The sequence below is a fragment of the Streptomyces sp. NBC_00461 genome (assembly GCF_036013935.1).
Taxonomy (GTDB): domain Bacteria; phylum Actinomycetota; class Actinomycetes; order Streptomycetales; family Streptomycetaceae; genus Streptomyces.
Window position 1 is genome coordinate 1,616,379 of record NZ_CP107902.1, and the last position, 23,622, is coordinate 1,640,000.

Below are 23,622 nucleotides of genomic sequence, written 5' to 3' on the forward strand. Positions count from 1 at the left end.
GTCCACTCCATGCCGCGAGACCACTGATCCCACCATCTGGCTCAATATGCACATATCGCGATACAGGAGACCCGTCTTGATGCCCGGCCAGCGCCCCGCCTGCCGGTCTTAACGGAAGCTTGACGCCTACGCCCCCATGATCCGTGGGCCCACGCGTCACTCTCCGCTTACGCTGGTGCCGCCGTCCGCGTGATGGCCGGAACCCACACGCTGAGCCGCACATCAGGAGCACGCCGATGGCCACGACCGAACAGCCACCTCCCAGTCGGCTGCGCGCCTGGATGCTGGAGGGTCTGTCCGAGATGGGCAAGGGCCACCCCCAGCAGGCGGCGGCCCCCGAGATCGAGCCCAAGCCCAGGCCCAAGCTCGAACACCAGGGCCAGCCCTGGTACCGGGTCATGTGCCTCACCGGCGTCGACTACTTCTCGACCCTCGGCTACCAGCCGGGCATCGCCGCCCTCGCGGCCGGCCTGCTCTCACCGATCGCGACCATCGTGCTGGTGATCGTCACCCTGGCCGGTGCCCTCCCCGTGTACCGACGGGTCGCCGAGGAGAGCCCCCACGGCGAGGGCTCGATCGCGATGCTGGAGCGGCTGCTGTCGTTCTGGCAGGGCAAGCTGTTCGTCCTGACCCTGCTCGGCTTCGCCGCCACCGACTTCCTGATCACCATCACCCTCTCGGCCGCGGACGCCTCGACCCACCTCGTCGAGAACCCGCATCTGACCAGCGCCCTGCACGACAAGCAGATGCTGATCACCCTGATCCTGGTGGCCCTGCTCGGCGCGGTGTTCCTCAAGGGCTTCCTGGAGGCCATCGGCGTCGCGTTCGCCCTGGTCGGCATCTACCTGACGCTGAACGTCGTCGTCGTGCTCGTCGGCCTGTGGCACGTCGTCACCGCGGGACACGTCATCACGGACTGGTCGAGCGCCCTGACGACCGAGCACGGAAACATCTTCGCGATGGTCGGCGTGGCCCTGCTCGTCTTCCCCAAGCTCGCGCTCGGCCTCTCCGGCTTCGAGACCGGCGTTGCCGTCATGCCCCACGTCAAGGGCGACTCGGACGACACCGAGGAGCAGCCCACGGGCCGCATCCGGGACACGAAGAAGCTGCTCACCATAGCCGCCCTGATCATGAGCGTCTTCCTGATCGCGACCAGCTTCATCACCACGCTGCTGATCCCGGAGAAGGAGTTCAAGCCGGGTGGCCAGGCCAACGGCCGCGCCCTCGCCTACCTCTCGCACGAGTACCTGGGCAACGCCTTCGGCACGGTCTACGACGTCTCGACGATCGCCATCCTCTGGTTCGCCGGCGCCTCCGCCATGGCCGGTCTGCTCAACCTCATGCCGCGCTATCTGCCGCGCTACGGCATGGCCCCGCACTGGGCGCGGGCGGTGCGCCCCATGGTCATCGTCTTCACGCTCATCGCCTTCCTGGTCACCTGGATCTTCGACGCGAGCGTCGACGCGCAGGGCGGCGCCTACGCCACCGGCGTGCTGGTGCTGATCAGCTCGGCCGCGGTCGCGGTGACCATCGCCGCCCGCAAGGCCAGGCAGCGGAACTGGACCATCGCCTTCGCGGTGATCTCCGCGGTGTTCCTGTACACGACGGTCGTGAACGTCATCGAGCGCCCCGACGGCGTCAAGATCGGCGCCTGCTTCATCGCCGGCATCATCCTGGTCTCGCTGCTCTCCCGGCTGGCCCGCGCCTTCGAGCTCCGCGTCACCGACGTCGAGCTGGACGACATGGCGGAACGTTTCATCAGGGACATGTCCAGCCGCAAGATCCGGTTCATCGCCAACGAGCCCGACCAGCGCGACAAGGCCGAGTACCGCGACAAGATCGAGCAGATCCGCAACGACAACGACATCCCCGGCGAGGACTTCGTCTTCGTCGAGGTCACGGTCCTCGACCCGTCCGAGTTCGAGGCTGGGCTGAGGGTGCGCGGCGAGGTCCTGCACGACCGCTATCGGGTGCTGACCCTGGAGTCCTCCTCCATCCCGAACGCGCTGGCCGCCCTGCTCCTCCACGTCCGCGACACCACCAAGTGCACTCCGCACATCTACTTCGAGTGGACCGAGGGCGGCCCCTTCGCCAACTTCCTGCGCTTCTTCCTCTTCGGCCAGGGCGAGGTCGCCCCGGTCACCCGCGAGGTCCTCCGCGAGGCAGAGCCGGACCGCACCCGCCGCCCCCGCGTCCACACCGGCTGAGCCGGCCTCCGGCGCGGGCGCCCCACCACCGCAAGCGACGCGTTGGAGCCCTCTGCCCGCGCCCGCCCGCCCGCCCGCCCGCCCGCCACAACCCGACGGTGTAAATCCGACGCCACAAACCCAACGGCCTGACCCAACGGCGTATTGGGCGCGTCAAAATTGGCCCGTGCGCCGTCAGGGCCTCGTCAGCGCACGGCGCGCTCGGCCCCGCTCCCGCCTACCTTCGCCTCATGCAGGGCAGCGGACCGTCGAGCCCGGCCGGCGACCGCCACTGGGGTGGCAGCGCTCGGCTCGCCCTGGGCTGCGCTCTCGTCTTCGGTGCCATGACGATGTTCGTCGACTGGGACGCGAGCACCCTGAGCCCCGCGCGCACCCTGCTCTGGCTCACGCTCTCCGCCGCGGTCTTCGCGGTTCTGCTCCCGCCCCGCGTCACCGCGGGCCCCGGCTGGATCGCGGTACGCGGCCCGGTACACCGCGGCATGGTCCGTACGGACTTGCTCGTGGCCGTACGGCAGTACGCCGGCGTCTCCTCCCACCTGGTCCTGCGCGACGCTCGGGGCAACTGCCTGCATCTCGACCCGCGCGTCCTCGCGGCCAATCCGCTGCTGTGGCACGAGCTGGACACGGGAATGCGCCGCTCCCTGGAGCGTGGCACTCTGCGACAGGGCACGGACGTCCTGCGCCGGATCGGTCACCGGATCGACGACGAGACCGCCCAGGCGGTGCTCAGGGCGTCGGGGCTTTCCTGACGAGCCCGCGCCGCTGCGGTCGTACGACCACCCGGCCGAAGCTCATACGTCCACCGACCACGACCCGCAGCGCCACGGGCATGTCCTGGCCGCCGGACGAACGTTCCTTGATCTTGGCGTAGTCGATCACCAGGGAGTCGGTGTCCACCACGACGCCCGGCCGCGTCATCAGCCGCAGGGTTCCGCCCCGCATGTCGAGGTCGATGTACAGGGTGTCGTGTGTGATCACCGCGCCGGTGAAGTCGAGCGTCACATCCCCCCACTCCGACTCGATCTCAAGCCGCCGCGGTACCACCCACTCCTCGCCGCGCCGGGCCGAACCGCCCCGCTGGTCGATGCGGACGACGTCCTTCACCTCGGCCGCGGCCTCTGCGTCGTCCGTCGGCAGGTCCGTCGTCAGGACGGCGAGCTCCCCCATCGTGCGGGCGGACAGGGCGGCCTCCACGCGCTCGCCGAGCTCCTCGACCGTCAGCCGGCCGTCCCCGGCCGCGATCCGCAGCACGTCCACGACCCGGTCCCGGTCCGCGTGCGAAGCCCGCAGGCCGAGCGACGCCCCACCGCTTCGTGACACCTCACCCGACATGGACACACTCCGAATCCCAGTCACGGACTAACGCTATATCGCGTTACACCCAACGCTCAACCCCACGTCCACCAGGGCCGGTTCGCGGCCCTATCGTGACCGCATGCAGAGCTACACGATCGGCCAGGCAGCACGACTGCTCGGCGTGAGCCCGGACACCGCACGCCGCTGGGCGGACGCCGGCCGGGTGGCGACCCATCGCGACGAGAGCGGCCGCCGACTCATCGAGGGCCGGGACCTGGCCGCCTTCTCCGTCGAACTCGCCAAGGCGGGCAGCGCCGAGGAGGAGACCTCGTACACCTCGGTCCGCAACGCCTTCCCCGGAATCGTCACCGCGATCAAGCTCGGTGACGTGGCAGCCCAGGTCGAGATCCAGGCCGGCCCCCACCGTCTGGTCTCCCTGCTGACCCGCGAGGCCGTCGAGGAACTGGGCCTGGAGGTCGGCATGGAGGCCACCGCCCGGGTGAAATCGACCAACGTCCACATCGACCGCACCTGACTCGCACGCCACTTCCGTACGAACGCACATGCGGCCCCTGTCGCTCCTAGGGCCAGCTCATGCGATGCGACAGGAGACTTACACCTCGCATATGCGCCAGTATGATTTCCATGATCTGCGCATCGGAAGAGGCCGACGGCCTCGTTCCTGTAGAAATCAGAGGGAGTGGACCCGTGATGACCCGTTCCGCGCGCCGGACCCGCCGGGCCCTTCAGGCGGCCGGTGCAGGAGCCGCCGCGCTGCTGGCTCTGAGCGCCTGCTCCTCGTCCGACTCGGACTCCGGCTCCACGACGTCCGGCTCCTCGGCGTCGTCGTCCTCGTCGCCGAAGCTGTCCGGCGACGTGACCGTCTTCGCCGCCGCCTCCCTCCAGGAGAGCTTCACGACCCTGGGCAAGGAGTTCGAGAAGGCCCACCCCGGCACGAAGGTCACCTTCAGCTTCGGCGGCAGTGACAGCCTGGCCGCCGGCATCACCGGCGGCGCCCCGGCCGACGTGTTCGCCTCCGCCAGCCCCAAGACGATGGCCATCGTGACGGACAAGAAGGACAACGCCACCGTGCCGGCCACCTTCGTCCGCAACCAGCTGGAGATCGCCACCCTGCCGGGCAACCCCGACAAGGTGTCCTCCCTGAAGGACCTCACCAGGTCAGGCCTCAAGGTCGTGCTGTGCGACAAGACGGTGCCCTGCGGCGCCGCCGCCCAGAAGGCGCTGGACGCGAGCAAGCTGAAGCTCACCCCCGTCTCCTACGAGGAGGACGTCAAGTCGGCCCTGAACAAGGTGGTGCTGAAGGAGGCCGACGCCGCCGTCGTCTACAAGACGGACGTGAAGACGGCGGGCAGCAAGGTGGAGGGCGTGGAGTTCCCCGAGTCCGCGGACGCGATCAACGACTACCCGATCACCCTGCTCAAGGACTCGAAGAACCCTGAGACCGCCAAGGCGTTCATCGCGCTCGTGCAGTCCGCCGAGGGCCAGAAGGTCCTGTCCGAGGCCGGGTTCCTCAAGCCGTGACCTCGACCGACAAGTCCGACGCCGCGGCCGACACCCTCCAGGGCGGCCCGCGGCGCGGACCTGTCCGGTCGGGCCGCCGCGGGGTTCCGCTGCCCCTGCTGGTCCCCGCGCTGATCGGCCTGGCGTTCCTCCTGCTGCCCCTGGTCGCCCTGCTCGTACGGGCCCCGTGGAGCACCCTCCCCGAGCAGCTGACCAGCACCGAGGTGTGGCAGGCGCTGAAGCTGTCGCTGGTGTGCGCCACGGCGGCGACCGCGGTGAGCCTGGTCGTCGGCGTCCCGCTGGCCTGGCTGCTGGCCCGCACGGACTTCCCCGGACGCGGTTTCGTACGTGCCCTGGTGACCCTCCCGCTCGTGCTGCCCCCCGTGGTCGGCGGCGTGGCCCTGCTGTTCGCCCTCGGCCGCAACGGCGTGGTCGGCCAGTGGCTGGACTCCTGGTTCGGCATCACGCTCCCCTTCACCACCGCGGGGGTCGTCGTCGCGGAGTCCTTCGTCGCCATGCCGTTCCTGGTCATCAGCGTGGAAGGCACCCTGCGTGCGGCAGATCCTCGCTACGAGGAGGCGGCCGCCACCCTGGGCGCGTCCCGCTTCACCGCGTTCCGCCGGGTCACCCTGCCGTTGATCGCGCCGGGCATCGGGGCCGGCGCCGTGCTGGCCTGGGCACGTGCCCTGGGCGAGTTCGGCGCGACGATCACCTTCGCGGGCAACTTCCCGGGCCGCACTCAGACCATGCCGCTCGCGGTCTACCTGGCCCTGCAGAACAACCCCGAGGCGGCCATCGCCCTCAGCCTGGTCCTACTGGCGGTCTCGATCGCAGTACTGGCGGGCCTACGGGACCGCTGGATGACGCCGTCATGACGAGCCCGCGCCGGAGGCCGATCCGATGACGAACACCCACCCCGCAGCCGCCGACGGCGCTCGGCCCCCGAAGGGGCAACCCGCGCCCGACAACGAAAGCACCACGGGTGGTGCGGGTGAGAACACGTACCCGGCCGAAGGCCGGCCACCCCCCACACACCCGAACCCGCACCCGCACCCCTCCGACGGCCTCGACGCCCACCTGGTGGTCGACCGGAAAACCTTCCGCCTCGACGTAACGCTCACCGCCGCCCCCGGAGACGTGGTCGCCGTGCTCGGCCCCAACGGGGCAGGCAAGACCACCGCCCTACGCGCCCTCGCCGGCCTCGTCCCGCTCAGTGGCGGCCATCTGCGGCTGGACGGCGCCGAGTTGGACCGTACGCCACCCGAGTCCCGCCCGGTCGGCGTGGTCTTCCAGGACTACCTGCTCTTCCCCCACCTGACAGCCCTCGACAACGTGGCCTTCGGCCCGCGCTGCCAGGGTGCCGGCAAAGCGGAGGCCCGCGCCCTGGCCGCCGAGTGGCTGGAGCGCATGGGCCTCGCCGAGCACGCCGGCGCCAAGCCCCGCCGTCTCTCCGGCGGCCAGGCCCAGCGCGTCGCCGTCGCCCGCGCCCTGGCCATCCGCCCCCGGCTGCTGCTCCTCGACGAACCGCTGGCCGCCCTGGACGCCGGTACCCGCCTCGACGTACGGTCCCAGCTCCGGCGCCACCTGGCCGAGTTCGAGGCGGTGGCGGTCCTGGTCACACACGACCCGCTGGACGCCATGGTGCTGGCCGACCGGTTGGTGGTCGTCGAGCACGGCCGCGTCGTCCAGGAGGGCACGCCCTCCGACATCGCCCGCCATCCCCGTACGGACTACATCGCCCGACTGGTCGGCCTCAACCTCTACCGCGGACAGGCCGACGGCCACACCGTCCGCCTCGACACCGGCCCGGCCATCACCACCACCGAGGTCCTGTCCGGCCCGGTCTTCGTGGCGTTCCCACCGAGCGCCGTCACCCTGTTCCGGGACCCGCCCACCGGCTCCAGCGCCCGCAACCACTGGCGCTGCGAGGTGGCCGGCCTGGAGACGCACGGCGACCAGATCCGCGCGGACCTCACCGGCGAACTCCCGCTGGCCGCCGACCTCACCACGGTCGCCGCGGCCGAACTCGACCTGCGCCCGGGCGCAACGGTCTGGGCGACGGTCAAGGCCGTACAGACCCACGCATACCCTGCATAAGGCCCTCAAAGCCCTACCGTGATGCCATGACCCTGAGCATCCGAAACCAACTCCCCGGCACCGTCACCGCCATCACCCCCGGCGAGGCGATGGCCACCGTCGGCATCCGCCTCGCCGGCGGCCAGGACCTCACCGCGGCGATCACCCTTGAAGCCGTGAACGACCTGGCGCTCGCCCCGGGCTCCGCGGTCCGCGCCCTGGTGAAGTCGACAGAGGTCTCCCTCGCCACCGGCCCGGTCAAGGGCCTGTCCATCCGCAACCAGCTGCCCGGCACGGTCACCGCGGTCACCTCCGGCGGTGCGATGGCCTCCGTCAAGGTGGCCGTCGAGGGCGGCGAACTCACCTCCGCGATCACGAGGGACGCCGCCCAGGACCTCGGTCTGGCTTCCGGCACAACGGTCGTCGCCCTGATCAAGTCGACCGAGATCTCGCTCGCTACGGCATAACGCGAAGAGGCCCCGCCGAAGCGGGGCCCCTCGTTTCCGGCTCAGTCCTCGTACGCGTCCAGCGGCGGGCACGAGCAGACCAGGTTGCGGTCACCGAAGGCCTGGTCGATCCGACGCACCGGCGGCCAGTACTTGTCGGCGACCGACACCCCGGCCGGGAAGACAGCCTCCTCACGCGTGTACGCGTGCTCCCACTCCCCACCGAGCGCGGCGGCCGTGTGCGGCGCACCCCGGAGCGGGTTGTCCTCGGCCGGCCACTCGCCCGCGCCGACCTTCTCGATCTCCGCACGGATGGCGATCATCGTGTCGCAGAACCGGTCCAGCTCGATCAGGTCCTCGGACTCGGTCGGCTCGATCATCAACGTGCCGGCCACCGGGAACGACATCGTCGGCGCGTGGAACCCGTAGTCGATCAGCCGCTTGGCGACGTCGTCGACGCTCACACCGGTCGCCCTGGTCAGCGGTCGCAGGTCGATGATGCACTCGTGCGCGACCAGGCCGCCGGGGCCGTTGTAGAGCACGGGGTAGTGCGGTTCGAGCCGCTTGGCGATGTAGTTGGCGCTGAGGACCGCCACCTGCGTGGCACGCTTCAGGCCCTCGCCGCCCATCAGCCGGACGTACGCCCACGAGATCGGCAGGATCCCCGCGGAACCCCACGGAGCCGCCGATATCGGCCCGACACCCGTCTCGGGACCGGCCGCCGGCTGCATCGGGTGGTTCGGCAGATACGGCGCCAGGTGCGCGCGCACACCGACCGGACCGACCCCGGGACCGCCGCCGCCGTGCGGGATGCAGAAGGTCTTGTGCAGGTTGAGGTGCGAGACGTCACCGCCGAAGTGCCCCGGCTTGGCAAGCCCCACCAGGGCGTTGAGGTTGGCCCCGTCGACGTACACCTGCCCGCCGGCCTCGTGCACCTGCGCGCAGATGTCGGCGACATGCTCCTCGAACACACCGTGCGTGGAGGGGTACGTGATCATCAGCACGGACAGCTCGTCGCGGTACTGCTCGATCTTCGCCCGCAGGTCCTCGACGTCGATCTCGCCGTCCTCGGCGGTCTTCACGACGACGACCTTCATGCCGGCCATGACGGCGCTGGCGGCGTTCGTGCCGTGTGCGGAGGACGGGATCAGACACACGGTCCGCTGCTCGTCGCCGTTGGCCCGGTGGTATCCGCGGACGGCGAGCAGCCCGGCCAGCTCGCCCTGCGAACCGGCGTTGGGCTGCAGCGACACCTTGTCGTACCCGGTGACCTCGGCGAGCCGCTCCTCCAGCTCACGGATGAGCGTGAGATACCCCTGCGCCTGCTCGGCGGGCGCGAACGGGTGCAGCTGCCCGAACTCGGGCCAGGTGACCGGCTCCATCTCCGTGGTCGCGTTGAGCTTCATGGTGCAGGAGCCCAGCGGGATCATGCCGCGGTCGAGCGCGTAGTCGCGGTCGGCGAGCCGGCGCAGGTAGCGCAGCATCGCGGTCTCGGAGCGGTGCTGGTGGAAGACGGGGTGGGTGAGGAATGCGTCGCTGCGCAGCAGGGCCTGCGGGATCGCTTCCCCGGCGGCCTCGTCCAGCGCCTCGATGTCGCCCTCGACCCCGAACGCGGCCCACACGGCGCCCAGTTGGGCCCGCAAGGTGGTCTCGTCACAGGCGATCGACACCTGGTCGGCGTCGACGAAGTGGAGGTTGACGCCGTTCTCACGTGCGGTGGCCACCACCTCGGCGGCGCGGCCCGGCACGCGCGCGGTGAGCGTGTCGAAGTACGAGCCGTGCACGACCTCGACGCCGCCGGCGGTGAGCCCCGCGGCGAGGATCGTGGCGTACCGGTGGGTGCGCTGCGCGATGCCCCTCAGCCCGTCGGGCCCGTGGTACACGGCGTACATACCGGCCATGACGGCGAGCAGTACCTGGGCGGTGCAGATGTTGCTGGTCGCCTTCTCGCGACGGATGTGCTGCTCGCGGGTCTGCAGCGCCAGCCGGTAGGCCTTGTTCCCGTCGGCGTCCACGGACACCCCCACGAGCCGCCCGGGCAGGCTGCGCGCGAACTTCTCGTGTACGGCCATGTAGCCGGCGTGCGGCCCGCCGAAGCCCATCGGCACACCGAACCGCTGCGTCGTACCGACGGCGATGTCCGCACCCAGCTCACCGGGCGACTTCAGCAGCGTCAGCGCGAGCAGGTCGGCGGCGACGGTGACGAGCGCGCCGAGCTCGTGCGCCTGGTCGATCAACGCCTTGATGTCGCGTACGACACCGGAGGCACCCGGGTACTGGACGAGCACGCCGTTGATCTCACGCCCGGCGATCTCCGCCGGAATGCCCTCGCTGAGGTCCGCGACCACGACCTCCACGCCCGTCGGCTCGGCGCGGGTCTCGATCACGGCGACGGTCTGCGGCAGCACGTCCGCGTCGATAAGGAACAGGCCCTTCTTGTTCCTGCCCATGCGCCGGGACAACGCCATCGCCTCGGCGGCGGCCGTGCCCTCGTCGAGCAGCGAGGCACCGGAGGTCGGCAGCCCGGTGAGGTCGGCGACCATCGTCTGGAAGTTCAGCAGGGCCTCCAGGCGCCCCTGCGAGATCTCCGGCTGGTAGGGCGTGTAGGCCGTGTACCAGGCGGGATTCTCCATCACGTTGCGCAGGATCACGGGCGGGGTGAAGGTCCCGTAGTACCCGAGCCCGATCATGGAATCGAGAACCTGGTTGCGATCGGCCAGCGAACGCAGCTCGGCCAGCACCTCGGCCTCGGTACGCGCGCCCGGCAGATCCAGGGCATCGGCGTTCTTGATCACATCCGGCACCGCGGCGGCCGTGAGCTCGTCCAGGGAGCCGTAGCCGACATGCGCGAGCATCTTGGCCCGAGCCTCATGATCGGGGCCGATGTGACGCTGCTCGAAGGGGATCCCCTTCTCGAGCTCGGAGAGCGGAATGCGATGGGCGGTCATTTGCGGAGGCCTCCTGGTCTGCCACGACCTTCGAGGGGTACCACGGCGCGGGTACCCGATCGGCCTCCCCCTCTGTCATCTCGACCTGAGAGCTTCACCGGACCATCCGAGGATGTCCGGCTTTCACCGTCGGTGAGAGCGGAAGCCGTCGACACCCGCCCTGCTTTCCAGAGTGACCTCGTCCGCGCGGTACGTGAGCCTGAGAGATTCCGGGGAGGATTTGCTCCTTCGGCGCCTCCGGTGGCGTCCGGAGGACTCTCCCGCACGGGGTCAGCAGCCGCTGTCAGCCTACCAGCGAGCGCACCACCCGGTCCTTCGAGTGGCCGCCTGCCCCGATGTGCTCTTTTGTAGTGCTTACGAATGAGTTGCGACCAAGTGGAGGGCCCGTGCAGACCGACATCGATCCGCGCAACCTGATCGGCCGCAAGGCGTTCGACCGCAGCGGCACCAAGCTCGGCACCATCGACGAGGTCTATCTCGACGACGCGACGGGCGTGCCGGAGTGGGCGGCCATACGCACCGGCCTGTTCTCCCGGGACGCCTTCGTCCCCCTGAAGCCCAGCGAACTGGTCGAGGGCACCCTCCACGTCCCCTTCGACCGCTCCCTCATCAAGGACGCCCCCGACTTCGGGGTCGGCCGCCATCTCTCCCCCGAACAGGAACTTCAGCTCTACCACCACTACGGTCTCGACATCGCCTCTCCTCCCTCGGTCCCGGACCGGTCCTTCGGCAGGATCGCCGGCACGGAGGACGCCGACGCCTGAGGTGCACGTCAACACGGAACCCCGTCCACGGAAGCCGCGGATCCACCCGCCACCAACGGCAGCGGATCCGCCATCTCCAGCTCGGGGTCGTCGGTCCGGAACGTCCGCACCCGCCCGGGCTCCGAGTCGGGCGTCTCGAACCGCACGGTGACCCGCCCGAGGCCGCTGCCCTGCACCCACCCGTGCCCGAACTCGGCATGCCGCACATCGTGCCCCGCGGGCCAGCGCCGCTCGGCGGGTGCCTCCTGCTCCGGTGCGGGTTCGTCCGCCGTCTCCTCCACCGTCACCTCCGTCCGCTCCCCCGCGGCCTGCGCGAACAGATCCTCCTGCGTGTAGTCGGCGAGCCCGCTGACCCCGACACCGAGCAGTCGTACGCCACCCGTGGTGTCCACCATGTCCAGCAGCCGGGCGGCCGCCTCCCGCACCACCCCCGGATCGTCGGTGGGCCCCCGCAACGTCTCGGAACGCGTCAGCGTCGAGAAGTCGTAGCGGCGCACCTTGAGCACGATGGTCCGCCCCGAAAGCCCCGCCCCGCGCAGCCGCCGCACGCATCGCTCGGCCAGCCGCTGCACCTCAAGGCCCACCCTCAGCCGGTCGTGGATGTCCACGTCGTAGGTGTCCTCGACCGACACCGACTTGGTCTCCCGCTCCGCGACCACGGGCCGGTCGTCGTGCGCCAGCGCCATGGCGTGCAGCGCGTGCCCGTGGGCCTTGCCCAGCAGCCGGACCAGCTCGTCCTCGCCCGCCTCGGCGATCTCGTCGACCGTGGTGATCCCGGCCCGCCGCAGATGGTCCCCGGTCGCAGGCCCTACCCCCGGCAGCGTCCGCACCGACATCGGCCCGAGCAGCGCCCGCTCGGTCCCCGGCTCGATCAGCACCAGCCCGTCCGGCTTCGCCTCCTCGGAGGCGATCTTCGCGATCATCTTGGACGCGGCGAGGCCCACGGACCCGGTCAGTGCCGTACCGGCCCGTATGTCCGCCCGCAGCTTCTCACCCACCAGCCGCGCCGACGCCGCGTCCCAGGCCACCTCCCCGGCCTCCAGGTCCACGAAGGCCTCGTCCAGGCTCAGCGGCTCCACGAGCGGCGACAGCGAGTGCAACAACGCCATGACCTGCTCGCTGATCGACCGGTAGAACCCGAAGCGCGGCACCAGATACGCGGCGTTCGGCGCCAGCCGCCGTGCCTGGGCCATCGGCATCGCCGACCGCACCCCGAACACCCTCGCCTCGTACGAAGCCGTCGCGACCACCCCGCGCGGCCCGAGTCCGCCCACGATCACGGCCTTCCCACGCAGACTCGGCTTGGATGCCTGCTCCGCCGAGGCGTAGAAGGCATCCATGTCGAGATGCAGGATCGTGGGCGCGTTTCTCACATGTCCGATGCTGCCCTACGCCACTGACAATGCCGTCGTACGACCGCCCGAGCGCCTCACGGCACCTCGGGACAATCGCTCAGACCGCCCGGTTGCGCCGCCGCGCCAGCTCGTCCGCCGGATTGTGCCCGATCAGGGTCTCGCCGGTGTCGATCCGCTCGCCGTGCAGTTGCGACAGGGCGCTCTCGACGTCCCGCCACACCACACCGACGGCGATCCCGAAGATGCCCTGGCCGCCCTGGAGCAGCGCGTGCACCTCGTCGGGCGAGGTGCACTCGTAGACCGTGGCACCGTCGCTCATCAGCGTCATGCGCTCCAGGTCCCGGAAGCCGCGCTCACGCAGGTGCTGTACCGCCGTGCGGATGTTCTGCAGCGACACACCGGTGTCAAGGAACCTCTTGACGATCTTCAGGACGACGACGTCGCGGAAGCTGTACAGCCGCTGCGTCCCCGACCCGCTCGCGGGCCGCACACTGGGTTCGACGAGGCCGGTGCGGGCCCAGTAGTCCAGTTGGCGGTAGGTGATGCCGGCGGCCGCGCAGGCCGTCGGGCCGCGGTAGCCGATCTGCTCCAACGCCATGGACGTCGCCCCTCCGCTGCTCGGCACACCCGCCGGTCGCTGCGGAGCGTGATCGGCCGCGCTGCCATGAAGCGGGTACGGGCCACTGTCCCCGAGACTGCGTCCCGAGGCACCCCCAGCCGTACCGTCGCCGCTGCTTCTCACGCCGACCTCCGTCCTTGACCTGCCCCCTCGACGGTAGGCAGCCACCAGTGGTGCGTCAACGACCGCCACACTCGGCACGCCGAGTGATAATCACCCTAGGAGTGGTTTCCCGCACCCAACCGCGGGGAAAGGCTAGCCGAATGCGCTCGGAGGGGGCCGCAGGACGCACTCACTCGCCACCGGCACTTGCCGGCATGTGAGGCGCCCTCACTGGCTGCTGGTCCCGAAGTCCTCCGGCGAGATCTGGTCGAGGAACTCGCGGAACTTCTCCACCTCGTCCTCCTGCTCGTCCGGGATCGCGATGCCCGCGTCGTCCAGCACGCCGTCGCTGCCGTAGATCGGCGTTCCGGTGCGCAGGGCCAGCGCTATGGCGTCGGACGGACGGGCACTGACCTCGACCCCGCTGGCGAAGACCAGCTCCGCGTAGAAGACGCCCTCACGCAGATCCGTGATGCGTACTTCGGTGAGCTCCTGACCGACGGCCTCCAGCACGTCCTTGAACAGGTCGTGGGTCAGCGGGCGGGCGGGGGCCATGCCCTGCTGGGCGAACGCGATCGCCGTCGCCTCCCCCGGTCCGATCCAGATGGGGAGGTAGCGGTCGCCTCCCACTTCACGCAGGAGCACGATCGGTTGGTTGGAGGGCATTTCGACCCGGACACCTACGACATCGAGCTCGTTCACACAGCAACCCTAGGACGTGCCCGGGATGTTTGGGTAGTCGGGCAGAGAACGGGGGGACGATCCGGCCTTCGCGCACGCGCCGGAATCACGGCAGTCGCACGCCCAGCGCGGTCTGTACGAGCGCAGCGTGCAGCTTCACCGTGAGCGCCGCCAGCTCCTTCGTACGCGCCTGGGCATGCGCCCTCGTCTGCGGATTGCGGTGGCGCTTCAACGGAGCCACCACCTGGTCCACAAGACCTGCCTCACGGTCGGCGGCCGCCTTCATGGCCCTCAGGTGCCGCGGTTCGATCCCGAACCGCCCCAGCTCCACGACGAGCGACGCCACGGTCACCGTCTCCGCGTCGTACGCCCCGTCCGGCAGCGGTGCGACGAGTCCGTACGACTCCCACTCCTCGAGCTCCTGCTCGCCGATCCCGGCGGCCGCGAGCAGCTCGGACCGCCCGATCCGGGCCGCCGTGGGCCCCTCGGACGGCTCCAGCAGGGCCTCCCCGTCCCGCTGACGCCCCACGGCGGGCAGGGGTACGGCTTCACCGCGCTCCACGGCGTCCAGGTGCTCGCGGATCACCTTGAGGGGCAGATAGTGGTCCCGCTGCATTCTCAGGACGTGGCCGAGGCGCTCGACGTCGTCCGCGCTGAACTTGCGATACCCCGAGGGGGTGCGCTGCGGCTCGATGAGCCCCTCCGACTCCAGGAAACGGATCTTGGAGATGGTGACTTCGGGAAACTCGTCTCGAAGCACGTTCAGCACCGTGCCGATGCTCATCAGACCAGTGTCCGTGGCGGCGGTACCGTGCCCGGCACCGCCGCTCGGTGTTCTAAGCATGGGCATTCCCTGAGGGAGGGGTCAGTAGCCCCGCTGGCTCGCGTAGAAGACCAGTCGGTACTTGCCGATCTGGACCTCGTCGCCGTTGTTCAGACCGACCTGGTCGATCCGCTCGCGGTTGACGTACGTGCCGTTCAGGCTGCCCACGTCGGCCACCGTGAACGCGCCGTCCGCACCGCGGCGGAACTCCACGTGACGGCGCGAGACCGTCACGTCGTCCAGGAAGATGTCGCTCTGCGGATGACGCCCGGCCGTGGTCAGGTCGCCGTCCAGCAGGAAGCGGCTGCCCGAGTTCGGTCCGCGGCGCACGACCAGAAGCGCGGAGCCCACGGGCAGCGCGTCGACGGCCGCCTGCGCCTCGGGAGAGAGCGCCGGCATCTGCGTCTGTCCGGTGACCTCGGCGTCGTAGGCCTCGATACCGGAAATGGAGATCGTGGACGTCGTCTCGGACGGCCGCTCGGGAGTCGCCCCTGCCCGCAGCGGCGCACCGCAGTTGGAACAGAAGCGGCTGTTCTCCGCGTTGCGGTTACCGCACCTCGTACACACCAGGGCCGACATAGGGGAAAACCCTCCACCCGTACTTGAGGTTGACGGTTGCCCGAAACCTATGCCGCCGGACTGCGCAGGGTCAACAGACGGCGCGCCCTGACCTCCGGAAATGTCGCCGCCCGGGCCAGGAATCTGGTCCCGGAACAGCGGGCGCTGGCCCTCGGCGTCTGGTTGCGCGCGATGACGCGCGGTCGCATTGGCGCTGTCCTCTCGCGCGTTCCTGCCGAACAACTTCGCAAACAACTTCACGGGCGATTCCCCTTGACCGAAACAGACCCGCCCGTGGGGCAGGACGAACCCTGATTGCATACACCGGCCGACCCGGACATCCTCACAACGTCCGTATCCACCAGACAGTTTCCACCACGCACCACCCATTCGGTGCGCCGACCCCCCGCAACCTCATGCCCCTGCCGGACGCCGCCCATGCACCGCCGGTTCACTAGGAGGACGACCGAGCGTAGTCAGGCCGCTTCGCCGCTCGCAAGGCGTCCACGACGATCTTGGTCGACCGCTCGACGGTCACGGTGGCCTGCTCCTTCTCCAGAGTCTGCACCACGCCCCCAGGGATGTTGAGCGCCGGCTCCAGGTCCTCCGGCTTGCCGATGACCTTGAAACGATAGGGCGCGTTGATCTTGTTCCCGTCGACGCTCACGCTCTTGCCGGAGTCGGTGAGATACGTGCCGGCCACGACGCGCACGCCGTTCACCTGGATCGCCTCGGCACCGGCCGCGCGCAGCTCCTGGATCGCGTCGAGCAGCATGTCCGCCTGGACCGTCCCCTTCGTGTCCTCGATCGTCATCGTGATGCCGGGACCCTGCGCGGCCACCGTGCCCGCCAGAATGCCGAGTTGCTTCTCCTTCTCGACGGTCTGCTTGCGGGCCTCCTCGGCCTGGTCGGAGCTGTTCTCCAGCTCGTCGCGCTGCTTCTCCAGTCCCTGCTTCTCGTCCTCAAGACGCTGAGTACGGTCGTCGAGTTCATCCAGGATGCGAACGAGATCTTCCTGACGCGCGCCGCGCAGGGCACTGTCACTGTTGCTGTTCGAGGCCACCTGGACGGCCAGACCGAAACCGAGGCCGAACAGCAGGACGGCGACGATGAGTTGGGCACGGGTGAGGCGCGGCGGCCACAACCCCTTCACCAGCCGCTGCCGCCCGGTCAGAGCGGGCTGCCCCTTCTCGGGGTTCTCCGGGAGGTTCTCCTCGGGGCTTTCCGTGAGGTTCTCCTCGGGGACTGCCGCGGCGTCGGGAGCAGTGGCGGGGACCTCCTTCGGGAGTTCCTTGCGCAGCCTGTTCTCCGGCGTCTCTTCCTGGTCGCTCATCGGCCTCACGCCCGGAAGACGTGTCGTCGGATCGCCGCGGCGTTCGAAAAGATACGGATACCGAGCACCACGACGACACCGGTGGACAACTGGGCGCCCACGCCCAACTTGTCCCCCAGGAACACGATCAGCGCGGCCACGACCACGTTGGACAGGAACGACACCACGAAGACCTTGTCGTCGAAAATCCCGTCGAGCATGGCCCGCAGACCACCGAAGACGGCGTCGAGCGCCGCGACGACGGCGATCGGCAGATAAGGCTCGACGACCGCCGGAACCTCAGGCCGGACCAACAGTCCGGCCACGACTCCCACGACGAGGCCCAGTACGGCGATCACGATGTGCCCTTCTCAGTTTTCTCGGTGCTCGGCTGTGCAGTACGTACGATCACACTCGGTGCTGCGGGCAACCGGAGGTCGCTCTCCACGGAGATGCTGGTCCGGATGCCGTAGTTCTCCTGCAGGGCATGCAGATACAGCCCGTCGGCACTGTTCTGGAACCTGGTGCTCAGCTGTTTGCCGTTCCCCACGGCGAGCACCGTGTAAGGCGGAACCAGTGGCTTGTTGTCGACCAGTATCGCGTCTCCCGCGGCCCTGATCGCCGACAGCGCCGTCAGCCGCTGGCCGTTGATGGAGACGGCCTCGGCCCCCGACTCCCACAGCCCGTTGACCACGCGCTGCATGTCGCGGTCGCGCACCCGACCGGTGTCGGAGAAGTCCGAGGTCTCGCGCGGGTCGCCGTTTCCGCCGCTGGTGGCTTCCTTGGCGTCGTTCACGACGAGCTTCACGCCGGGGCCGTGCACTTGCACCGCACCGGACAGAATGCCCACCAGCTCGCTCTTGTCTCCGCCACCGCTGTGCTTCAGTGCCTCCCGCTGCCGCGCACTCACGTCGTCGCGCAGTTTGTCCACGGAGCCTTCCAGCTTGTCCGCCGCCGCGGTCTCGCGGTCGATGCGGTCGATCAGCTCCTCCCGCTCCTTGGCGACGACGGGAGCCGCCACGCGCGCCTGTGCCGCTCCGACGGTCACGACGAGAGCCGCGAGCACCAGCCCGGCGGCCAGGCCGAGCCTGGCCTGGAGGGTCTTCGGCATGCCGCCCGCGCCCTCAGCCTTCTTCCGGGCGGCCGCCTCGGCGTAGCCGTCGTCGAGGCTGTGGTCCATGACGTTGGTGAGCAGCGACATGGAGGCGTCCGGGCGCGATGATCGCGTGGGTGTGCTCCGAACGGGGGGCTGCTGCGGCATGCAGCACATCGTCGCACGTCGCGCCCACTACCTCCGAATGGCCCCACCCGCGTGCCGGACAGGCCCCGTTGGGGACACCTGTCCGGCACGCGCGCGTGCTGCGTCTTTCAGCGCCCTGCGCTGTCCACGACCGCCGACCACTCGTCGAGCAGAGCCTGTGCGGAGGCGTCGTCCGGCCCTTCCGCCCACAGGTGGGTGACCGCCTCGGCTGGGTCCGGCAGCACCATCACCCAGCGCCCGTCGGTCTCCACGACCCGCACGCCGTCGGTGGTGTCCACGAAGCGGTCTCCGGCCGCTTCGACGACCCGCCGCATCACAAGCCCCTTGACGGCCCAGGGGGTCGCCAGATCGCGTTTCAGGACGTGCGCACGCGGAATCCGCGCGTCGATCTGGCTCAGGGTGAGCTGCGTCCGCGCCACCAGCCCGATCAGCCGTACGAAGGCAGCCGTACCGTCGAAGACACTGCTGAATTCCGGGATGATGAAGCCGGCCCTGCCGTCACCGCCGAAGATGGTCGAGTCGTCACCGCCGACCCGTGTCAGGTCGTCGGGCGAGGTCGTCGTCCACTCCACCTGCGTCCCGTGGTAGGCCGCCACCTGCTCGGCGATCCTCGTCGTGGTCACCGGCAGCGCCACTCGCCCGCTGCGCCGCTCGGCGGCCACCAGGTCGAGCATGACGAGCAACGCACGGTCGTCCTCGACGATCCGCCCCTTCTCGTCGACCAGCGACAGCCGCTCGCCGACCGGGTCGAACCGCACCCCGAAGGCGGCCCGCGAGGACGCCACGATCTCACCGAGCCGCACCAGCCCGGACCGCCGGACATCTGCGGTCTCGGTCGGCCGCGACTCATCGAGCCCCGGGTTGATCGTCAGCGAGTCCACGCCGAGCTTGCCGAGCAGGCTGGGCAGGACGAGACCGGCACTGCCGTTCGACGCGTCGACGACGACCTTCAGTCCGGACTCCTTGATCCCGGTCGTGTCGACATTGCGCAGCAGCGACCCTGTGTACGAGTCGAAGACGCTGGCGGGGAAGTGCAGATCCCCGATCTCACCGGGGAACGCCCTGCGGTACTCCTGCCGTGCGAACACCCGGTCCAGCTTTCGCTGGCTGCCCTGGGACAGATCGGCGCCGTTCCCGTCGAAGAACATGATGTCCACGGAGTCCGGCACCCCGGGCGTGGTCCTGATCATGATCCCGCCGGCACTGCCCCGCGCGGTCTGCTGCCGGGCGACGGGCAGCGGTACGTTCTCCAGGTCGCGCACGTCGATCGCGCTGGCCTGCAGAGCGGAGATGACCGCCCGCTTCAGGGCACGCGCGCCACGGGAGTGGTCGCGAGCCGTGGTGACAGTGGAGCCCTTCTTCAGGGTCGTCGCGTAGGCGCCGGCGAGCCGCACCGCGAGCTCTGGCGTGATCTCGACGTTCAGGATGCCGGAGACGCCACGAGCACCGAAGAGATGCGCCTGCCCCCTGGACTCCCAGATCACCGAGGTGTTCACGAAGGCGCCGGCCTCGATGGTCTTGAACGGGTAGACCCGCACATTGCCCTGAACGATCGATTCTTCACCGATGAGGCACTCGTCGCCGATGACCGCGCCGTCCTCGATCCGCGCGGCACGCATGATGTCGGTGTTCCTTCCGACGACACACCCACGCAGATTGCAGTGCTGCCCCACGTAGACGTTGTCGTGCACCACGGATTTGTGCAGGAAAGCGCCGCTCTTCACGACGACGTTCGAGCCCACAACCGAGTGCTCGCGAATTTCGGCGCCGGCCTCGACCTTGGCGTAGTCACCGATGTAGAGGGGTCCGCGGAGAACGGCATCGGGATGTACCTCGGCGCCTTCCGCCACCCACACACCCGGGGAGATCTCGAAACCGTCGATCTCGACGTCGACCTTGCCCTCCAGGACATCGGCCTGCGCCTTCACATAGCTCTCGTGGGTGCCGACGTCCTCCCAGTAGCCCTCGGCGACATAGCCATAGATCGGCTTGCCCTCCTTCATCAACTGCGGGAAGACATCCCCGGACCAGTCGACGGGCACATCGGGCTCGACATAGTCGAAGACCTCGGGCTCCATGACATAGATGCCCGTGTTCACGGTGTCGGAGAAAACCTGGCCCCAGGTCGGCTTCTCGAGGAAGCGCTCGACCTTGCCTTCTTCGTCGACGATCGTGATACCGAACTCCAGCGGATTGGGCACGCGCGTCAGACACACAGTGACGAGCGCACCCTTTTCCTTGTGGAAGTTGATCAGCTCGGTGAGGTCGAAGTCGGTCAGGGCATCACCGGAGATGACGAGGAAAGCATCGTCCTTCAACGCCTCTTCCGCGTTCTTGACGCTCCCTGCGGTACCGAGTGGCTTCTCCTCGTTGGCATAGGAAAGCTCCATTCCGAGCTCTTCGCCATCACCGAAATAGTTCTTGACCAATGAGGCCAGGAACTGGACAGTTACGACGGTCTCGTTCAGCCCATGCCTTTTGAGCAGCCGTAGCACATGCTCCATGATCGGGCGGTTGGCCACGGGCAGGAGCGGCTTGGGCATGCTTGAGGTCATGGGGCGAAGGCGTGTGCCTTCGCCTCCGGCCATCACGACGGCCTTCATGTCGGAAGCGTCCTCCTCAAAGAGACGACGGTCTAGCCGACTTCACCCATCCAGATTGTCCCGCACTTTTCCGCCGAGGGCCATCGAGCCGCTACGGCCGCAGGAATCGGCGAGTTCAATCGGCCATGGCGTCCGCACGGACCAGGCGGCGGACTTGTACCACGTAGAGGACTCCTGCCCACCAGTAGAGCGTTGTACCCCATCCTGCGAACGCCCATCCGAAAATAGCAGCGAGTGACGAGATCCATCCGGTGCCGTCACTGAGCAGGAGCAACGGGAAGGCGTACATCAGGTTGAACGTGGCTGCCTTCCCCAGGAAGTTCACCTGCGGCGGCGGATAGCCGTGCCGCCTGAGGATGCCCACCATCACCAAGAGGACCAGCTCACGCGCCAGAAGTAGAGCGGTCAACCAGATCGGCAGAATCTCGCGCCAGGTGAGGCCCACCAACGTGGAGAGAATGTAGAGCCGGTCGGCTGCCGGGTCGAGGAGCCGGCCGAGGCTGCTGATCTGGTTCCAACGCCGCGCGAGCTTGCCGTCGAGGTAATCGCTGACTCCGCTCAGAGCCAGCACCAGCAGCGCCCACCCGTCACTCTTGGGGCCTCCGAACTCAGGCCTGAGAACCAGCCACAGGAAGACCGGCACGCCGGCGAGACGAGCCATGCTGAGGATGTTGGGGATGGTGAGGACCCGGTCTGTCTGGACGCGGGTCTCCTGGACCTCCACCCGGGAGCCTCCTGTGGGAAAACGAGCCAACGATGCTCCCTGACCTTACCCCAACGCAAAAAAGCTCTGGCCCTTGGGCTTGTGTGCCCAAGAGCCAGAGCTCTAAAAGGAGTTCGGCGGCGTCCTACTCTCCCACAGGGTCCCCCCTGCAGTACCATCGGCGCTGTAAGGCTTAGCTTCCGGGTTCGGAATGTAACCGGGCGTTTCCCTCACGCTATAACCACCGAAACACTATGAAACTGTTCAGCCGCACCGTTGTCGTGGCCCGACAACGGGGCTGTTCGTGGTTTCAGAACCAACACAGTGGACGCGAGCAACTGAGGACAAGCCCTCGGCCTATTAGTACCGGTCACCTCCACCCATTACTGGGCTTCCAGATCCGGCCTATCAACCCAGTCGTCTACTGGGAGCCTTACCCCATCAAGTGGGTGGGAATACTCATCTCGAAGCAGGCTTCCCGCTTAGATGCTTTCAGCGGTTATCCCTCCCGAACGTAGCCAACCAGCCATGCCCTTGGCAGAACAACTGGCACACCAGAGGTTCGTCCGTCCCGGTCCTCTCGTACTAGGGACAGCCCTTCTCAATATTCCTGCGCGCGCAGCGGATAGGGACCGAACTGTCTCACGACGTTCTAAACCCAGCTCGCGTACCGCTTTAATGGGCGAACAGCCCAACCCTTGGGACCGACTCCAGCCCCAGGATGCGACGAGCCGACATCGAGGTGCCAAACCATCCCGTCGATATGGACTCTTGGGGAAGATCAGCCTGTTATCCCCGGGGTACCTTTTATCCGTTGAGCGACGGCGCTTCCACAAGCCACCGCCGGATCACTAGTCCCGACTTTCGTCCCTGCTCGACCCGTCGGTCTCACAGTCAAGCTCCCTTGTGCACTTACACTCAACACCTGATTGCCAACCAGGCTGAGGGAACCTTTGGGCGCCTCCGTTACTCTTTAGGAGGCAACCGCCCCAGTTAAACTACCCATCAGACACTGTCCCTGATCCGGATCACGGACCCAGGTTAGACATCCAGCACGACCAGACTGGTATTTCAACGACGACTCCCCCTGAACTGGCGTCCAGAGTTCACAGTCTCCCAGCTATCCTACACAAGCCGAACCGAACACCAATATCAAACTGTAGTAAAGGTCCCGGGGTCTTTCCGTCCTGCTGCGCGAAACGAGCATCTTTACTCGTAGTGCAATTTCACCGGGCCTATGGTTGAGACAGTCGAGAAGTCGTTACGCCATTCGTGCAGGTCGGAACTTACCCGACAAGGAATTTCGCTACCTTAGGATGGTTATAGTTACCACCGCCGTTTACTGGCGCTTAAGTTCTCAGCTTCGCACGCCCGAAAGCGCACTAACCGGTCCCCTTAACGTTCCAGCACCGGGCAGGCGTCAGTCCGTATACATCGCCTTACGGCTTCGCACGGACCTGTGTTTTTAGTAAACAGTCGCTTCTCGCTGGTCTCTGCGGCCACCCCCAGCTCATGGAGAAAATCCAATCACCGGTGATGGCCCCCCTTCTCCCGAAGTTACGGGGGCATTTTGCCGAGTTCCTTAACCATAGTTCACCCGAACGCCTCGGTATTCTCTACCTGACCACCTGAGTCGGTTTAGGGTACGGGCCGCCATGAAACTCGCTAGAGGCTTTTCTCGACAGCATAGGATCATCCACTTCACCACAATCGGCTCGGCATCAGGTCTCACCCACATGCCATCCGGATTTACCTGGATGACGGGCTACACCCTTACCCCGGGACAACCACCGCCCGGGCTGGACTACCTTCCTGCGTCACCCCATCACTCACCTACTACAAGTCTGGTCCGTCGGCTCCACCACTTTCCATTCCCCGAAGGGTCCGGAACGGCTTCACGGACTTAGCATCGCCTGATTCAATGTTTGACGCTTCACAGCGGGTACCGGAATATCAACCGGTTATCCATCGACTACGCCTGTCGGCCTCGCCTTAGGTCCCGACTTACCCTGGGCAGATCAGCTTGACCCAGGAACCCTTAGTCAATCGGCGCACACGTTTCTCACGTGTGTATCGCTACTCATGCCTGCATTCTCACTCGTGAACCGTCCACCACTGCCTTCCGGCGCGGCTTCACCCGGCACACGACGCTCCCCTACCCATCCATGCGGGCGTTGGCCCTATAGCATGAATGACACGACTTCGGCGGTACGCTTGAGCCCCGCTACATTGTCGGCGCGGAATCACTAGACCAGTGAGCTATTACGCACTCTTTCAAGGGTGGCTGCTTCTAAGCCAACCTCCTGGTTGTCTGTGCGACTCCACATCCTTTCCCACTTAGCGTACG

General features: G+C 67.9%; 20 protein-coding genes, 2 rRNA genes and 1 riboswitch (1 of these 23 cut by a window edge). Of the genes, 8 read left to right on the top strand and 14 right to left on the bottom strand.

The window, feature by feature from the left end; genetic code table 11:
- Positions 1 to 236: 236 nt before the first annotated feature.
- Together OG870_RS07915 and OG870_RS07920 are read left to right on the top strand one after the other, a co-directional pair.
- Positions 237 to 2,207 carry an amino acid transporter gene (locus OG870_RS07915; protein WP_266841480.1) on the top strand — a complete coding sequence of 657 codons (1,971 nt, stop codon included), beginning with the start codon at positions 237 to 239 and terminating at the stop codon, positions 2,205 to 2,207.
- 230 nt (positions 2,208 to 2,437) lie between these two features.
- On the top strand, positions 2,438 to 2,956 hold the full coding sequence (locus OG870_RS07920; RefSeq protein ID WP_266586136.1) for a hypothetical protein: 519 nt from the start codon (positions 2,438 to 2,440) through the stop codon (positions 2,954 to 2,956).
- Here the strand turns inward: OG870_RS07920 and OG870_RS07925 are convergent.
- Positions 2,934 to 3,539 (bottom strand): DUF1707 SHOCT-like domain-containing protein, encoded by a 606-nt coding sequence (locus OG870_RS07925; protein WP_266531308.1) that lies wholly within the window; start codon positions 3,537 to 3,539, stop codon positions 2,934 to 2,936. The two genes, OG870_RS07920 and OG870_RS07925, sit on opposite strands and share 23 nt — an antisense overlap.
- A gap of 103 nt (positions 3,540 to 3,642) precedes the next feature.
- On the opposite strand from OG870_RS07925, the gene OG870_RS07930 reads away from it, so the two are divergent.
- The 5 genes from OG870_RS07930 to OG870_RS07950 all read left to right on the top strand — a co-directional run bounded on the left by OG870_RS07930 (position 3,643) and on the right by OG870_RS07950 (position 7,567).
- Positions 3,643 to 4,038: a TOBE domain-containing protein gene (locus OG870_RS07930; RefSeq protein WP_266531306.1), complete on the top strand. Its 396-nt coding sequence runs from the start codon at positions 3,643 to 3,645 to the stop codon at positions 4,036 to 4,038.
- A 176-nt stretch (positions 4,039 to 4,214) separates the two neighbouring features.
- The gene (modA, locus tag OG870_RS07935) at positions 4,215 to 5,045 is read left to right on the top strand and encodes a molybdate ABC transporter substrate-binding protein (protein WP_266531304.1); all 831 of its coding nucleotides are present in this window, start codon (positions 4,215 to 4,217) and stop codon (positions 5,043 to 5,045) included.
- Complete coding sequence (locus OG870_RS07940) at positions 5,042 to 5,899, top strand: ABC transporter permease (RefSeq protein ID WP_266531302.1); 858 nt, start codon at positions 5,042 to 5,044, stop codon at positions 5,897 to 5,899. The genes modA and OG870_RS07940 overlap by 4 nt, the downstream gene beginning before the upstream one ends.
- Positions 5,900 to 5,924: 25 nt before the next feature.
- Positions 5,925 to 7,121 carry an ABC transporter ATP-binding protein gene (locus tag OG870_RS07945; protein WP_266923392.1) on the top strand — a complete coding sequence of 399 codons (1,197 nt, stop codon included), beginning with the start codon at positions 5,925 to 5,927 and terminating at the stop codon, positions 7,119 to 7,121.
- Positions 7,122 to 7,147: 26 nt separating this feature from the next.
- On the top strand, positions 7,148 to 7,567 hold the full coding sequence (locus OG870_RS07950) for a TOBE domain-containing protein (RefSeq protein WP_266531298.1): 420 nt from the start codon (positions 7,148 to 7,150) through the stop codon (positions 7,565 to 7,567).
- Between the two features lie 41 nt (positions 7,568 to 7,608).
- Here OG870_RS07950 and gcvP read toward each other — a convergent pair whose 3' ends face one another.
- Positions 7,609 to 10,494, bottom strand: coding sequence for an aminomethyl-transferring glycine dehydrogenase (gcvP, locus tag OG870_RS07955; protein ID WP_266923394.1), 2,886 nt, complete (start codon positions 10,492 to 10,494; stop codon positions 7,609 to 7,611).
- A gap of 177 nt (positions 10,495 to 10,671) precedes the next feature.
- A riboswitch (glycine riboswitch) is annotated at positions 10,672 to 10,767 on the bottom strand.
- A 113-nt stretch (positions 10,768 to 10,880) separates the two neighbouring features.
- Between gcvP and OG870_RS07960 the strand changes: the two genes are divergently transcribed.
- Positions 10,881 to 11,258 (top strand): PRC-barrel domain-containing protein, encoded by a 378-nt coding sequence (locus tag OG870_RS07960; protein WP_266531294.1) that lies wholly within the window; start codon positions 10,881 to 10,883, stop codon positions 11,256 to 11,258.
- A gap of 8 nt (positions 11,259 to 11,266) precedes the next feature.
- On the opposite strand, the gene OG870_RS07965 is transcribed toward OG870_RS07960, so the two are convergent.
- From OG870_RS07965 to OG870_RS08020, 12 genes are all read right to left on the bottom strand, one after another.
- On the bottom strand, positions 11,267 to 12,631 hold the full coding sequence (locus OG870_RS07965; protein ID WP_266531292.1) for a DNA polymerase IV: 1,365 nt from the start codon (positions 12,629 to 12,631) through the stop codon (positions 11,267 to 11,269).
- Positions 12,632 to 12,710: 79 nt separating this feature from the next.
- Positions 12,711 to 13,355 (bottom strand): MerR family transcriptional regulator, encoded by a 645-nt coding sequence (locus OG870_RS07970; RefSeq protein ID WP_266531290.1) that lies wholly within the window; start codon positions 13,353 to 13,355, stop codon positions 12,711 to 12,713.
- A 207-nt stretch (positions 13,356 to 13,562) separates the two neighbouring features.
- Complete coding sequence (locus tag OG870_RS07975; protein WP_004002801.1) at positions 13,563 to 14,036, bottom strand: bifunctional nuclease family protein; 474 nt, start codon at positions 14,034 to 14,036, stop codon at positions 13,563 to 13,565.
- Positions 14,037 to 14,121: 85 nt separating this feature from the next.
- Complete coding sequence (ftsR, locus tag OG870_RS07980) at positions 14,122 to 14,859, bottom strand: transcriptional regulator FtsR (RefSeq protein ID WP_266531288.1); 738 nt, start codon at positions 14,857 to 14,859, stop codon at positions 14,122 to 14,124.
- Between the two features lie 21 nt (positions 14,860 to 14,880).
- Complete coding sequence (locus OG870_RS07985) at positions 14,881 to 15,786, bottom strand: FHA domain-containing protein (RefSeq protein WP_266531287.1); 906 nt, start codon at positions 15,784 to 15,786, stop codon at positions 14,881 to 14,883.
- 64 nt (positions 15,787 to 15,850) lie between these two features.
- Entirely contained in the window at positions 15,851 to 16,729 is an 879-nt protein-coding gene (locus OG870_RS07990) for a DUF881 domain-containing protein (RefSeq protein ID WP_266531286.1), read from the bottom strand.
- A gap of 5 nt (positions 16,730 to 16,734) precedes the next feature.
- Entirely contained in the window at positions 16,735 to 17,067 is a 333-nt protein-coding gene (locus tag OG870_RS07995) for a small basic family protein (RefSeq protein WP_003988855.1), read from the bottom strand.
- Positions 17,064 to 17,969 carry a DUF881 domain-containing protein gene (locus OG870_RS08000; protein WP_266531285.1) on the bottom strand — a complete coding sequence of 302 codons (906 nt, stop codon included), beginning with the start codon at positions 17,967 to 17,969 and terminating at the stop codon, positions 17,064 to 17,066. Before OG870_RS08000 ends, OG870_RS07995 begins: the two co-directional genes overlap by 4 nt.
- Before the next feature lie 107 nt (positions 17,970 to 18,076).
- Entirely contained in the window at positions 18,077 to 20,572 is a 2,496-nt protein-coding gene (locus tag OG870_RS08005) for a mannose-1-phosphate guanyltransferase (protein ID WP_266586128.1), read from the bottom strand.
- A 115-nt stretch (positions 20,573 to 20,687) separates the two neighbouring features.
- A complete protein-coding gene (locus OG870_RS08010) occupies positions 20,688 to 21,296 on the bottom strand; it encodes a CDP-alcohol phosphatidyltransferase family protein (RefSeq protein WP_266586126.1) in 609 nt (202 codons plus the stop codon).
- Positions 21,297 to 21,407: 111 nt separating this feature from the next.
- Positions 21,408 to 21,524 (bottom strand): 5S ribosomal RNA (rrf, locus tag OG870_RS08015).
- A gap of 91 nt (positions 21,525 to 21,615) precedes the next feature.
- Positions 21,616 to 23,622, bottom strand: a 23S ribosomal RNA gene (locus tag OG870_RS08020) (it continues 1,111 nt past the right edge of the window).